Here is a 13,804-nt window from a genome sequence, read left to right on the forward strand (position 1 = left end):
CCATCGATGTTCACACGCCGCGAGTCCCCGGGCATCAGGGTCGGCCCCCGAGACTCCCCTGATCTTCGGATTTCCACGCGCCGGGCCCGTTCTTCCCACAGCACACGGCCTCCGCCCGCAACACGTGCCCCTCCGCAGCCCGTACGCTCTTCCCGCGGCAAGCCCCCGCCTGCGCTCCCCACGGCAGGCGCCCTTCACCCGCGGCAAGCCCCCGCCCTGCCGTCCCCCGCGACGCTCGCCCTCCCCCTCGCGGCAAGTCCCCTCTCTCCGCGGCTAGTCCCGGGATTTCGGGCGGCGAGGGCCGGAACCTGCGGCGGTGAGTGGCCGGAGCGCGTCGCCGAGGCCCGGTTCGAACGCTTCCCGGCCGGCCTCGGGGCCGATTTCAGGGTTCGGCCAGGGTCATCCCGACTGCCGTTGCGTCGGCCCGGCCGTCACCATTGACTCATGACAGATCACGAGCACGCCGCGACGGGTCCGGGACCCGGCCCCGGCCCGCGGCCCGGCCCGGGCCCCGGGCCGTCGGATGCCGTGCCCGCCGCGACGGAGGCGACCGGGACGGGGGCCGACGCCACCGGCGCGGAAGCGGGCGCCGAGACGCTCCCCCGGTTCCGGCGTGAGCGCCGGCACAAGATGATCGCGGGCGTGTGCGCGGGGCTCGGGCGCCACACCGACCTGGACCCGGTGATCTTCCGCATCACCCTGGCCGTGCTGGCCGCGACCGGCGGCATCGGTCTCCTCTTCTACGGCTTCGCCTGGCTCTTCGTGCCGTACGAGGACGAGGAGGAGAACGAGGTCCGAAAACTGCTGACCGGCCGGGTCGACGGGCAGGCCCTGGCGGCCGTCCTGTTCGCACTGGTCGGCTGCGGAGTACTGCTGACGATGATCAGGAACGGAGGGGTGCTGGCGTTCGCCGTAGTCCTCTCCGTGCTGCTGGCGGGCGCCGGTTACTGGTCGCGGCGGCGAGGCGCCCCGGACCCCGACCCGCTGGCCGCGCAGGCGGTCGCCGACGCCCCTCCCGAGGCCCAGGCACCGCCGATCTCGATCACCTACCCGTCGTGGTGGCGCGACCCGATCGTCAAGGACGGCACGCATGTCGGGGGCACCGGCTATCTGTGGGGCCCGGCCGACACCCGTGGCCGGGACGTCCCGGGGCTCGACTTCCGTCTCAGTACCCCGTGGGTCCACGGTCAGGACATACGCGCCCGGCAGAGCGCTCCCCCGAAGCCGCGCGGACCGCGCTGGATCGGCGGCTGGATCTTTCTGCTCGCCCTGCTGGCGGGCGGCCTGGGCGCGGGCCTGACATGGGACACGCACCCGCTGGGCACCAGCCTCCAGGCCGGTCTGGCCTGCGCGCTGATCGTGTTCGGCCTGGGTACGGCGATCAGCTCGTTCCTGGGACGCACGGGGGCCGGCTCGCTGTTCCTGGCGCTCGTCACGGCGGCCCTGCTCGCGGCGGCGACGGCCCTGCCGTCCGACATCAGCACCCACTGGACGCGCGCGAACTGGACACCGGCCACGGCGGCGGAGGTGTCGTCGGCGTACGACCTCGGCACGGGCGTGGCCACGCTCGACCTGACCCACATACGCATCGCCGAGGGGCAGACGGTGCCGACGGCCGCCGAAGTCGGGGCGGGCCGGCTGAAGATCATCGTGCCGGCGGACGTGACCGTGCGGATGAGCATCGACGTGGGGGTGGGCGACATCCAGTTGCCCGGTGACGACAAGAAGGACGTGGACGTGCAGTCCGGCAAGCACAAGGACGTGACACTGCCGCCGACGAGCGGCGCGAAGAACGCGGGGACGCTCGACCTGAATCTCCAGGTGGGCGCGGGACAGGTGGAGGTGAGCCGTGCTGCGGCATGAGTTCCAGCCCGGACGACTGATCGTCGGCGTCTTCCTGACGGCGGCGGGAGTCGCCTACGCCGGTGACGCGGCGGGCCTGTGGAGGACCGAGTGGTTCGCGGTCATCCCCCTGATGGTGGTCGGCCTCTTCCTGGCAGGCGTGACCGCGACCCTGACCCGGACGATACGCAGGCGCCGCCGCGCACCGGAGAGCTAGAGGAGAGCTAGCGCAGGCCCCCGGACCGGTGTCGGCGTCGGGCACGGAGCATCGCGTCCAGGGAGAGGTAGGGGGCGCCGGCCAGGACCAGCGGCAGCCAGGCCATCAGGTAGGCGAGGTCGTTGCCGAAGTAGTAGGGGGACGTGGCCCAGCTCACGGTCAGCCAGAGGCTGAGCGAGATCAGCGCGCCGCCGAGGGCCGCCAGGCGGGCCAGCAGGCCGAAGAGGGTGCCGAGGCCTACGGCGAGCTCGCCGATGGCGATCGCGGTGCCGAAGCCGACGGGGTTCTTCAGGGCCAGGTCCACGAGGGCCGGGATCGCGGCGGTGTCACGGACCCCGCGCATGGTGTCGCCGATCGAGCCGGAGCCGCCGGACTTCAGGAAGGCACTGTCGGTCAGTTTGTCCAGACCGGCGTAGATGAAGGTGACCCCGAGGAAGATCCGCAGGGGAAGGAGGGCGTATCGGGTTGCGGTGTCCCGCAGACCGCGGTCGCCGTCGAGGTATGGGGGGTGCCTGTCCGTACGAATGCCGTGAGTCATCTTCAGTAGCCGCCTCTCGCCGCCGTACCCAGGGCCCTCAACAGACCATACGTACGACAGCCGCGACCCGCTCAATCCTGCACCGGACGATTTTCCGAAATTTCGGCCGGTCTTCGTCGCCCGTGACAGCGAAGAGGTGACCGCGCGGGGACATGGTCCGTCAGCCGCCCGCGGGTCTCCTCACTCGGTCACCTCGACCACGCAGCGATTGGTGGCCGCTCCGGCCGCCGTCACCACCTGGATCTCCACCCAGCCGGGTTCCACCTCGGCGGGTACGGGGACAGTGAGGACGTTGTCCGTGGGGTTGCTGAAGCCACCGGTGACGGGGACGAGGGGCACATGGACGTTGACGGCGCCGACGCGGACGACCATGCGGGAGAGACGGTCGGCGGTCTGGGCGCCGGGCGGGACGAAGCCGGCGCCGCGGATCTCGATGTCGTCGCCCGTGCGGATGGGGGCGTCCAGGTCACCGGCCTCGCGGGCGCGGACGACGGAGAGGATGACCGGGCGGCCGCCCTCGGCGTACTTGCCGGCGAGGTAGGTCGCGGCGGAGATCAGGACCACCGTCGCGAGGCCCCAGGGGAGGTCGGGGAGCTGGTCGGGGCGGCGGGCGAGGCGCACGCCGGCGAAGACGAGGGCCACGGCGCTGATCACGACGTACTGGATGTCGGCGAAGGTGCCCCGGCCGGAGTCGTCGGTGAGCAGGTCGGCTGCGCGGGGCCGGTGGGCACGCACCTTCTGCAGGCGCTGGCCGAGGATGCGCAGGCCGACCACCCGGCGCACCAGGACGGCGATGCCGCAGATCACGGCAAGGACCGTCACCACGCCGGCGCCGCGGGCGAGGTCGAGGCCGGAGATGAGGGCGTCCCGGTCGGCGGGAGAGGAGGCGGCGGCCAGGCGGCCGGCCAGGACGAGCACGGCGTAGGCGACGAAGAGAACCCAGGAGGCGGCCACGGTGCGGGAGGTGGACATGCGGTTGTCCTCGCCGATCACGGGGGCGAGCACTCCGCCGCGCGAGCGGTGGAACCAGGAGGCGGCGGTCAGCCCGAGGGCCACGACCACGGCGGCGACCAGACCGGCGGTGCGGGCGCTGGTCCAGCCCGCGCCGATCGCGGTGAGGGACTGGGTGAGCAGCATGACCACGACGGCTGCCCAGGCCGTGTACGTGGTGCGCAGCCAGAGGCGGGCGAGCCAGGCCTCGCCCTCGGCGTGGCCGCGTTCGGCGACCACGTCGGCGGACTGGGAGAGTTCCTCGGAGACCCACTGGCGGGAGGCGGAGGCGGAGTGGGCCACCGCCGCGGGCAGCCCTTGCCCGGCCGCGAACTCGTCACGTTTGAGGAGGAATTCGGCGACCGCCCGCCGGTGCCCCTCGCGTGCGCCGTGCGGACAGTCCCCGCAGGCGCACCCGCCCCCGTGGACACCCGATTTGGCGCCCTGCCTCGCCTCCTGCACCGCCACGCCCGACGCCTGCCTTCCCCACGCCCGGGGCACGCGCGCGCCCGCCCTTCCCCGGGCCGGACGACGCCGTGCAACTCCCTTGTGTCGAGAGCGAATTGTGCCCTACGCCACGCCGTTCGCGTTCAGCAGGTCGGTCACGACGAGTGAAGGTACCGCCGACAGGTTGACCCGGCTGCGAGAATTCCCCCATGGCCGAGATCATCCAGCGGGACGGGACCTGGGCCTTCGACGGCAGCACGGTCCGCATCACGCCGGGGCGCCACCGCTCCGTACCGCTGCTCCGGCAGACGTACGGGGAGATCGCCGTACCCCTGGAGGCGGTGTCGGGGGTCGTGTACGAGCCGGAGCGCAAACGGGGGCGGCTGAGGATGCGGCTGCGCGAGGGCGCGGATCCGTTGCTGCAGGCGACGGGCGGACGGCTGCCGGAGGCGGCGGATCCGTATCGGCTGACGGTGGACGGGGACCGCTCCGGGGTGGCGGAGTACGTCGCGGCGGAGATCCGGCAGTCGCTGCTGCTGGACCAGATCCCCACGGAGCCGACGAAGGCGTATCTGCTGCCGGGGCCGCCGGTGCCGGTGTCGGTGCGGTCCTCCGACGGCACGGTGTCGTTCGACGGCACGCAGGTACGGATCGACTGGGCCGACACCGCCGACCGGGTCAAGCGGGCGACCGGGCCGCGGATCATCGGCGTCGGCGATCTGGTGCAGGTGGAGTGGCTGCCCAACTCCGGGTACGAGGACGGCTTTTTGCGGTTCGTGACCCGGGAGACGGTGTTCTCGAAGCTGCCGGCGGAGCGCGACCCGTACGCCCTCGACCTGTGGGGCAGTGTCCGCCGCGATCTGCTGACGGCGCTGGTCGCGGCGGCGGTCACGGCCCGGCTGCCGCATCCCTCGGCCCGGGCGGGCGCGGAGTACGCCGACCGGGAGCGGCCCACGGCGGCCGTGCCGCGCCAGTCGGCCGACCATCACGACATACTGCTGCGCAGGCTGCGGGACTTGGGCGAGCTGCACCAGGACGGGGTGCTCACGGACGAGGAGTTCGCGATGACGAAGGCGGCCGTCCTCAGGAGTTTCTGAAGCTTCTAGCTCAGCAGGTCCGGTTCGGCGCGGCTGATGTCCTGCCAGAGGGGCTGGTAGTTGATCCAGGCGACCAGGTCGCCGCCGAGTTGTTCGCGGGTGGCGACGGCCATCTTGTGGTCGATGAGCAGCGGCCGGCCGGCCGCCTTCGCGGTCAGCTGGACCTGTGCGGACCGTTCCATCGACAGGAACCACCAGGCGGCCGCGTCCACCGAGTCGCCGACGGTCAGCAGTCCGTGGTTGCGCAGCACCAGTGCCTTGCGGGAGCCGAGGGCGTCGGCGATACGGCGGCCCTCCTCGGCGTCGACGGCGACGCCGCTGTAGGCGTCGTAGAGGGCGTGGTCCTCGTAGAAGGCGCAGCTCTCCTGGCTGATGGGGTCGAGCAGGTCGCCGAGGGCGGACAGGGCGCGGCCGTGCACGGAGTGGCAGTGGGCGACGGCGACGACGTCCGGGCGGGCCGCGTGCACCTGGGCGTGGACGGTGAAGGCGGCCTGGTTGACGTGGTAGCCGCCCTCGATCACCTGACCGTCCTGGTTGGCCAGGACGAGGTCGCTGACGGTGACGTGCTTGAACGGCATTCCGAAGGGGTTGACCCAGAAGCAGTTCGAGTACTCGGGGTCGCGGGCGGTGATGTGCCCGGACACCCCGTCCTCGAATCCGGCCCGGCCGAAGATCCGCAGCGCGCCCGCGAGCCGTTCCTTGCGATGCCGGCGCTCGTCGTCGAGCGAGTCGTACATCGGCGGCATCGCGAACCGGAGCTGATCGGTGGGCAGCGGCAGGGGCGGAGTCGGCCCGTGCATAGGTCCTCCAGCACTGGGTTTGTGTTACGGGCGGAAGTTACCGTCGGCCAGTGCAGGAGAACAGCGCTGTTCTGTAAAGATGACGCGGGCGAGCAAATCGCGACAGAAGATGTCGGGTATCGGCAGCACACTGCCTCGTATGACACTCACAAGCCGTACGGGCGGAACGGCCGGCGCCGACTGGGCCGCCTTCGCCACCACCGCGCCCGACCTGGCGCGATCCGTCGAGGAACGCTTCGCCGCCCACCGCCACCACGTCCTGGCCACCCTCCGTAAGGACGGCTCCCCCCGCACCTCGGGCCTGGAGGTGCGCTTCCTGAACGGCGAGCTCTGGCTCGGCATGATGCCGGGCTCGGTGAAGGCGCTCGATCTGCTGCGCGACCCGCGGTTCGCGCTCCAGGCCAATCCGGGGGACGGCACCGGCATGGGCGGCGGGGACGTACGGATCGCCGGACGGGCGCACGAGGTCGCGGACACGGCGGTGAAGGGGGCGTACAGGGAAGAGGTGGAACCGCCGGAGCCGTTCCACCTCTTCCGTACCGAGCTGACGGAGGTCGTACGGACCCACGTCGAGGACGACACGTATCTGGTCGTCGGGATCTGGCAGCCCGGCGAGCCCCTGCGCACTGTCAGGCGCAGATAGGGCCTACTCGCCTACTCCCACTCGATCGTCCCCGGCGGCTTCGAGGTGACGTCGAGGACGACCCGGTTGACGTCACGGACCTCGTTGGTGATCCGGGTGGAGATCTTCGCGAGGACGTCGTACGGCACCCGCGACCAGTCGGCCGTCATGGCGTCCTCGGAGGAGACCGGGCGCAGCACGATCGGGTGGCCGTAGGTGCGGCCGTCGCCCTGGACGCCGACCGAGCGGACGTCCGCGAGCAGGACCACCGGGCACTGCCAGATGTCGCGGTCGAGGCCGGCCGTGGTCAGCTCTTCACGGGCGATCGCGTCGGCCTCGCGGAGCAGGTCGAGCCGCTCCTTGGTCACCTCGCCGACGATCCGGATGCCGAGGCCCGGGCCGGGGAACGGCTGGCGCTGGACGATCTCCTCCGGCAGGCCGAGCTCCTGGCCGACCATCCGGACCTCGTCCTTGAACAGCTTGCGCAGCGGCTCGACGAGCTGGAACTCCAGGTCCTCGGGGAGCCCGCCGACGTTGTGGTGGGACTTGATGTTGGCGGTGCCGGTGCCACCACCGGACTCGACGACGTCCGGGTACAGGGTGCCCTGGACCAGGAACTCCACGGCCGGGCCCGCGTCCGCGATGATCTCGGCCTGGGCCTGCTCGAAGACCCGGATGAACTCGCGGCCGATGATCTTCCGCTTCTGCTCCGGGTCGGAGACGCCGGCGAGGGCCTCCAGGAAGCGCTCCTCGGCGTCGACGACCTTGAGCTGGACGCCGGTCGCGGCCACGAAGTCCTTTTCGACCTGCTCGGTCTCGCCCTTGCGCATCAGACCGTGGTCGACGTACACGCAGGTCAGCTGGGAGCCGATGGCCTTCTGGACGAGGGCTGCGGCCACCGCGGAGTCGACGCCGCCGGACAGGCCGCAGATGGCGCGCTTGTCGCCGACCAGCTCGCGGATCGCGGCGACCTGCTCCTCGATGACGTTGCCGGTGGTCCAGTTCGGCTGCAGGCCCGCGCCCCGGTACAGGAAGTGCTCCAGGACCTGCTGGCCGTGCGTGGAGTGCATGACCTCGGGGTGGTACTGGACGCCGTAGAGCTTCTTCTCGTCGTTCTCGAAGGCGGCGACCGGGACGACGTCCGTGGACGCGGAGACGGTGAAGCCCTCGGGTGCGGCGGAGCAGGCGTCGCCGTGCGACATCCACACGTGCTGCTCGGCCGGGGTGCCCTCGAAGAGGGTGGAGGACGGCTTGGCGACATACAGGTCGGTACGGCCGTACTCACGGGAGCCGGTGTTGTCCACCGTGCCGCCGAGGGACTGTGCCATCAGCTGGAAGCCGTAGCACATGCCGAAGACGGGGACGCCGGCCTCGAAGAGCGCGCGGTCCAGACGGGGGGCGCCCTCCTCGTACACGGACGAGGGGCCGCCGGAGAGGATGATCGCCGCCGGGTTCTTGGCGAGCATCTCGGCGACCGGCATGGTGCTGGGCACGATCTCGCTGTAGACCCGGGCCTCGCGGACGCGACGGGCGATGAGCTGGGCGTACTGCGCGCCGAAGTCGACGACCAGGACGGTGTCGGGGGTGGCGGCAGCGGGAGTCGCTGATGACACGGGGTGCCTTCCGGCGGTGGGGCGGGGGTCTGTGGTTCCGATTCTAACGGGGCGGGCGCGGACACCCCGACGAGGTGATGTGGCATACTCACCCCCATGCTCACGCAGACGACCTTCCTCTTTACCTATGGCAACCGGCCCGCCGGCTGCCATGGTCGTGCCGCTTGAGCAACTGACAAGCGACTTCCCCAGGCGCCCCGGGCCGACAAGGTCCGGGGCGCCTGGTGTTTTCCCGGATCGTGCCGGTCCCGGGGTCTCCCGCCCTTCCGGGCCCCCCGGAAGCCTCCGAGAACGAGGAGCCCCCGACATGACCGTCAGCCCCGCCGCGAACCTCAGCCCCGCCGAGAAGACCGGCGCCCGTACCGCCGAGGCCGCCGATGTGATCACCGGTGCGCGGGAGCGCATCGACGCGCTAGACGACCGGATCATCTGTCTGATCCAGGAACGGATGGCGGTCTCCGCCGTCATCCAGCAGGCCCGGATCACCTCCGGTGGCCGCCGTGTGAACCTGTCCCGGGAGATGGAGGTCCTCGGCCACTTCAGCGAGGCGCTGGGCAAGCCGGGCACCTCCCTCGCCATGACGCTTCTGGAGCTGTGCCGCGGTCGCATCTGAGTCGGGCGGACCTGAGTTCGGGGCCCTTCTCACCCGTACGGCGCGTGACCGGCACGCGAACCGCTTCGTTGGTGGGGTGTCCGCGTCAGCCAGGGGCGGGCCCGAAAGAACCCACGCGTGGCTCACTGGGGCGATGAGACGTACGGATCATGCTGTGCGTCGTGGGACCTCGCTCCAGTCATGTGATCGGACGGCAGGGGACAGCCGCCCGGTCACACCAGAGACGGTCGGCTCCGGGGACGCCCGGGGCCGACCGGCGGAAAATCGCAAAAATGCACAAGTCCTGGGTCAAACGGTTGCGGAGGCCGCGTACATCCAGCACGATGCCTAGCAGGCCCCCAAGGCCTTCACAGCTCCCAAGTCCCAGTTCAGGCAACGGAATTGCCGTGTGCCGACCGTCTGTCAAAGGTCGAGACCTGCCGTCTGCCCCCGAGCGCGCCGGGGCGACGACCCGGGGCACGGACGGTGTACAGGGCGCAGAGACCAGCGGCGCTACCCCCCGGCGCCGCTCCCCGGCACCGACGCAGCCCTGACGTCGGTGCTGACGGAAGAAGGGCCCCGCGGTTCCGTCCCGCGGGGCCCTTCGCCTGCCCGCAGACAGTTACAGGGCAGAGAGTTGCACGGCTACGTACGGCTCACCGTGCCGCACTCTGCCGGCTGCTTCCCGAGTTCACGGCTGCGGTCGTACGGGTCGATCGACGGGCCCGTCGGGGCGGCGCTGCCCGTGGGCGCCTGCGACGGGAACTGCGGGTGCAGATAGCCGTTTGATGTCGCAGGCCGAGTTGCCGGCGTCCTCGTCGTAGCTCAGGAGGGTCAGGCGGCCGGGGGTGACCCGGTAGCGCGTGGGGTCGGGGAGTTCGGTGTCGATGACCCGGCGCACGATGGTGCGGGTGACCTCGGTGGAGCCGTCGGCGCGGACGACCGGGTAGACGAAGGTGAAGTCGGCGTGCACGGCCACGCCCTCGAACTTGCCCTTCGCGAAGGTGATCCGGCCACGCGTCTTGATGACCTGGCCGGCCAGGTGAACGTCCTCGGGGTCGAAGCGGCTGAAGAGGGACAGCGGGTCGTGGGTCCCGCTCGGGGTGCGCGGCGCCGTGTTCAGGTCGTCGAGCAGGCGGGGCTGCTGGGGGTCGAGCAGGGCGAGGGCGGCATCGGGGTGAGCGCCGGCCACGACGTCGGGGTCGAGGTTGGCGGCGACCAGCAGCTTCTTGGTCTGCTGGAGGGCCAGTTCGGCGCGGTCCTTGGGGATCGACCCGAGCGCGGTGGCCTTCGGCAGCACGATGCCGGCCGCGCCGTCGGCCCAGCGCAGCGCCGGGGAACCGGCGAACGGGTGGGCGAGGGTGGGGGTGTCTGCGGCGACCGCGGAGCGCGGCGCGGTCGGGGCGGCGGTCTCGGCGGGGAGCGGCGGGGTGGCGGTGTCCGTACCGGAGGACGAACCGGACGACGAGCCGAAGGGATCGCCGGGGATCAGCGAGGGCCGCATGGCCACGACGGCCACGGCGATCGCCAGCGGCAGGCCGACGGCCGCCCAGATCCTGCGGCGGCGGACGGCCCGCCCGTCCATCTCCTGCCAGGCGGGCCCGGTCCGCCAGCCCTCGGGCTCCTTCTGCCCCTTGAGCCGCTCGGTCACCTGACGGGCCCGGGCGGAGGGCTCCTTCGGAGCGGACTTGCGGATATCGCGCTCGGTGTCGCGAATGAACTGCTCCCACACCTCGTCGGCTATGAAGGAGGACGACGGCGGTTCGTCCCCCGACGGCTGCTCGGACCGTCTGTCAGACATGACACTCTCTCGTTCGGCCGTTCGACGGGGGCGAGAACAACCTCGGATTCGGCTGTGGACAGGCCCACCCAGTCAACGGCCCGCGCCACCCGCCCCAGGGAGGACGCCCGGGCCCGTCATCTCCTCCCCCCATCAGCGGTTCGATGTCCGCGAGCACCGCCGGCACGAGGGTGACTGCGACGAGTCCCCAGGTTGAAGTGACGACCGTCACATAAAGATCCCGTCAATGCGGAGGCAACCATTCACAAGATTCACGGGTCACTTCACCGGAACCAGCGGTTACATCCGTTTGCCGCACCTGAGTCACGGGGGTCCTTATGAAGCTTCGCCGCGCCATGGCCGCGGCAGCCGCCACGGCTGTCATCGCGCCACTCGCCCTGCTGTCCGCACCGACCGCGTTCGCGGACGAGACGCCGTCGCCGTCCGCGTCCGAGAGCGCGCCCAACGAGATCCCGAGCGACACCGCCTCGGCCTCCCCGTCGGACTCCGCCTCGCCGAGCGACAGCGCCTCGGCGTCCGCGTCCGTGCCGGCGTCCGCCTCGCCCAGCGACAGCGCGAGCGCCAGCGCCAGCGCGTCCGTATCCGCCTCCGCCGAGCCGTCCCAGTCGGCGGAGCCCAGCGAGAACCCGTCCGACCCGGACGTCCCGTACTGCGAGGACCTCGACCAGAACTTCACCGACGCCAAGGTGTCCGCTGACATCAAGGGCCTGCCCGGCAAGATCGTCGCCGGCGACGGCTTCCACGGCTTCCAGCTGGTCGTGACCAACGAGTCCAAGACCGACGTCGAGGGCGTCGCCTTCTACGCCGAGATCGAGAACTACGCGCTCCAGGAGTCGAAGTACCTCAGCCCCTACGTCGACCTGGAGTTCAAGAACCCCGACACCGGCTCCTGGGACCGGATCGGCAGCGACGACTGGGCCGGCGACTACTTCTTCTACGTCGAGAAGCTCAAGTCCGGCGCCGGCGAGTCGGTCGACCTGCGTGTCTCCATCGACGCCAAGGCGCCCGCCGGTGACGCCTACTCCTTCGGCTCCGGCGCCTACCTCGACAAGGTCGACGGCCAGGACTGCATCGCCGAGGGCTGGGCCCAGTACGACTTCACGGTCCTCAAGGCCGGCTCGTCCAACCCGGACCCGGGTACGGCCACGCCCAGCGACAACGGCGGCAAGGACTCCGTGAAGAAGCCGCAGGGCGACGTCTCCGACCTGCCGACCGGCAACCTCGCCAACACCGGCTCCAGCTCGGCGCTCCCGGTCATCGGCCTCGTCGGCGGGGTCGCCGTGGTGGCCGGCGCGGGTGCGGTGTTCGTGGTGCGGCGCCGGAAGGCGGGCAGCACCGCGGCGGAGGCGTAAACACGTCCCGCACGGACGAAGAGGGACCTGGGCTCGGAGGGGGGCTCAGGTCCCTCTTTCACGTCCGGAGACTCCGGTCACTGCTTCGGCGGGACCGCCGGGACGCCGAGGAACGGCAGCCGCAGCGCGCCGAACGCGTCCGCCGGGACGGCCGGGTCGCGGGGCTCGACCGGCTTCAGCCGCTCGTATGCCTCGCCCTGCCGCGGACGCGGGTCCGCCTCGCCCTTGTTGGGCCAGTACGACATCGCGCGCTCGGCCTGCGCCGTGATGGTGAGGGACGGGTTCACGCCCAGGTTCGCGGAGACGGCGGCGCCGTCCACGACCGAGATGCCCGGGTGGCCGTACAGACGGTGGTACGGGTCGATGACCCCGGTCTCGCGTGAGTCGCCGATCGGGCAGCCGCCGAGGAAGTGCGCGGTGAGCGGGGTGCCCATCAGCTCGCCGACGTTGCTGCCGGCGAAGCCGTTGATCTCGGCGGCGAGCGCGGTGGCCGCCTCCGAGGCGGCCTTGATCTGCTTGGGGTTGGGGGCGCCGTGGCCCTGCCGGGCGGTGAGCAGGCCCTTGCCGACGCCGTCCGGTTTCAGGTACGTCGTCAGCGAGTTGTCCAGCGACTGCATCACCAGGCCGATGATGGTCCGCTCCGACCAGCGCCGGTTGGAGAGCGAGCGCAGGACGAGAAGGGGGTGGCGGGCCGCGTTCGCCAGCCAGCCGAGGACACGGGAGGAGCCTTCCGCGTACGGCACCTGGAGGATGGACAGGCCGCCCATGGCGTTGGAGCCCTTGCCGTAACGGACCGGCTCGATGTGCGTGTTCTCGTCCGGGTGGATCGAGGACGTGATCGCGACGCCCCGGGTGAAGTCCGCCCTGGCCGCGCCGTGCGCCTTGCGGTAGCGGCGGTTGTCGGTCTGGGCGCCGACCAGCGCCTCGGAGTTGGTACGGGTGAGGTTGCCCAGCCGGTCGGAGAGGTACGGCAGTTGGCCGCCGGCCTTCATCCGGTGCAGCAGGGTCTGGGTGCCGTAGGTGCCTGCCGCGACGACGACCCGGCGCGCCTTGAAGATCCGGCCCTTCGCCTTCTTCTTGTCGTCGGTGGGGAGGGTCGCGATCGCGTAGCCGCCCTGGGAGTCGTCGGTGACGGCGACGACGGTGGTCATGGCGTGGACGACCGCGCCCGCCTGCTCGGCGAGATGGAGGTAGTTCTCGTTGAGGGTGTTCTTCGCGCCGTGCCGGCAGCCCGTCATGCACTCGCCGCACTCGGTGCAGGCGTTGCGGGCGGGGCCGGCGCCGCCGAAGTAGGGGTCGGCGACCTGGTCGCCGGGCGCGGCCTTCGCCTCACCGTCGGCGTCCTTGCCGTCGCCGAAGAAGACGCCGACGGGGGCGAGATGGAAGCTGTCGCCGACGCCGAGTCTGTCCGCCGCCGCCTTCAGGTGGACGTCGGAGGGGGTCATCGTCGGGTTGAGCCGTACGCCGAGCATGCGCCGCGCCTGGTCGTAGTACGGCCGCAGCTCCTCCTGCCAGTCCGTGATGTCACGCCACTGGGGGTCGTCGAAGAAGGCCTTGGGCGGGACGTAGAGGGTGTTGGCGTAGTTGAGGGAGCCGCCGCCGACGCCCGCGCCGGCCAGCACCATGACGTTGCCGAGGAGATGGATGCGCTGGATGCCGTAGCAGCCGAGTGCGGGGGCCCACAGGTAGTTCTTGATGTCCCAGGAGTTCTTGGGGAGTGTGGTGCGGGTGAAGCGGCGGCCGGCTTCCAGGACGCCGACGCGGTAGCCCTTCTCCGTGAGGCGCAGGGCGGTGACCGACCCGCCGAAACCTGAGCCGACGACTATGACGTCGTAGTCGTAGGTGTCCTGGGGCACGGGTTCTCCTCGTTGAGTTTCGCGTGCGGGCCGTCTG

At 71.2% G+C, this 13,804-nt stretch carries 11 protein-coding genes and 1 pseudogene; 6 read left to right on the top strand and 6 right to left on the bottom strand.

All coding sequences use genetic code 11. The annotated features are described in order from the left end of the window. Window positions 1–444: 444 nt before the first annotated feature. Window positions 445–1,863: a PspC domain-containing protein gene (locus ABZ396_RS22870; protein WP_358923071.1), complete on the top strand. Its 1,419-nt coding sequence runs from the start codon at window positions 445–447 to the stop codon at window positions 1,861–1,863. After that, a complete protein-coding gene (locus tag ABZ396_RS22875) occupies window positions 1,850–2,059 on the top strand; it encodes a hypothetical protein (RefSeq protein WP_358923073.1) in 210 nt (69 codons plus the stop codon). Before ABZ396_RS22870 ends, ABZ396_RS22875 begins: the two co-directional genes overlap by 14 nt. A 7-nt stretch (window positions 2,060–2,066) precedes the next feature. On the opposite strand, the gene ABZ396_RS22880 is transcribed toward ABZ396_RS22875, so the two are convergent. Continuing rightward, entirely contained in the window at window positions 2,067–2,597 is a 531-nt protein-coding gene (locus tag ABZ396_RS22880) for a DoxX family protein (protein WP_358923075.1), read from the bottom strand. Window positions 2,598–2,777: 180 nt separating this feature from the next. After that, window positions 2,778–4,055 (bottom strand): hypothetical protein, encoded by a 1,278-nt coding sequence (locus ABZ396_RS22885; RefSeq protein WP_358923077.1) that lies wholly within the window; start codon window positions 4,053–4,055, stop codon window positions 2,778–2,780. A gap of 188 nt (window positions 4,056–4,243) precedes the next feature. Here ABZ396_RS22885 and ABZ396_RS22890 point away from each other — a divergent pair, with 188 nt between their 5' ends. Continuing rightward, window positions 4,244–5,131, top strand: a complete 888-nt coding sequence (locus ABZ396_RS22890) for a DUF4429 domain-containing protein (RefSeq protein ID WP_358923079.1) — start codon at window positions 4,244–4,246, stop codon at window positions 5,129–5,131. 5 nt (window positions 5,132–5,136) lie between these two features. Here ABZ396_RS22890 and ABZ396_RS22895 read toward each other — a convergent pair whose 3' ends face one another. Further along, the gene (locus ABZ396_RS22895; protein WP_358923081.1) at window positions 5,137–5,931 is read right to left on the bottom strand and encodes a class II aldolase/adducin family protein; all 795 of its coding nucleotides are present in this window, start codon (window positions 5,929–5,931) and stop codon (window positions 5,137–5,139) included. A gap of 139 nt (window positions 5,932–6,070) precedes the next feature. Between ABZ396_RS22895 and ABZ396_RS22900 the strand changes: the two genes are divergently transcribed. Further along, window positions 6,071–6,574, top strand: coding sequence for a pyridoxamine 5'-phosphate oxidase family protein (locus ABZ396_RS22900; protein WP_358923083.1), 504 nt, complete (start codon window positions 6,071–6,073; stop codon window positions 6,572–6,574). A gap of 11 nt (window positions 6,575–6,585) precedes the next feature. On the opposite strand, the gene guaA is transcribed toward ABZ396_RS22900, so the two are convergent. After that, window positions 6,586–8,166, bottom strand: coding sequence for a glutamine-hydrolyzing GMP synthase (guaA, locus tag ABZ396_RS22905; RefSeq protein ID WP_358923085.1), 1,581 nt, complete (start codon window positions 8,164–8,166; stop codon window positions 6,586–6,588). 307 nt (window positions 8,167–8,473) lie between these two features. Between guaA and ABZ396_RS22910 the strand changes: the two genes are divergently transcribed. Beyond that, complete coding sequence (locus ABZ396_RS22910; RefSeq protein ID WP_358923087.1) at window positions 8,474–8,779, top strand: chorismate mutase; 306 nt, start codon at window positions 8,474–8,476, stop codon at window positions 8,777–8,779. Window positions 8,780–9,403: 624 nt separating this feature from the next. Here the strand turns inward: ABZ396_RS22910 and ABZ396_RS22915 are convergent. Next, window positions 9,404–10,559 (bottom strand): annotated as a pseudogene (locus tag ABZ396_RS22915) (hypothetical protein). 317 nt (window positions 10,560–10,876) lie between these two features. Here ABZ396_RS22915 and ABZ396_RS22920 point away from each other — a divergent pair. Beyond that, window positions 10,877–11,911: an LAETG motif-containing sortase-dependent surface protein gene (locus ABZ396_RS22920; protein ID WP_358923089.1), complete on the top strand. Its 1,035-nt coding sequence runs from the start codon at window positions 10,877–10,879 to the stop codon at window positions 11,909–11,911. 77 nt (window positions 11,912–11,988) lie between these two features. Here ABZ396_RS22920 and ABZ396_RS22925 read toward each other — a convergent pair whose 3' ends face one another. Continuing rightward, window positions 11,989–13,767 (bottom strand): GMC family oxidoreductase, encoded by a 1,779-nt coding sequence (locus ABZ396_RS22925; RefSeq protein WP_358923091.1) that lies wholly within the window; start codon window positions 13,765–13,767, stop codon window positions 11,989–11,991. Between the last annotated feature and the right edge of the window lie 37 nt (window positions 13,768–13,804).

This window comes from Streptomyces sp. NPDC005866 (assembly GCF_040629895.1).
GTDB lineage: Bacteria > Actinomycetota > Actinomycetes > Streptomycetales > Streptomycetaceae > Streptomyces.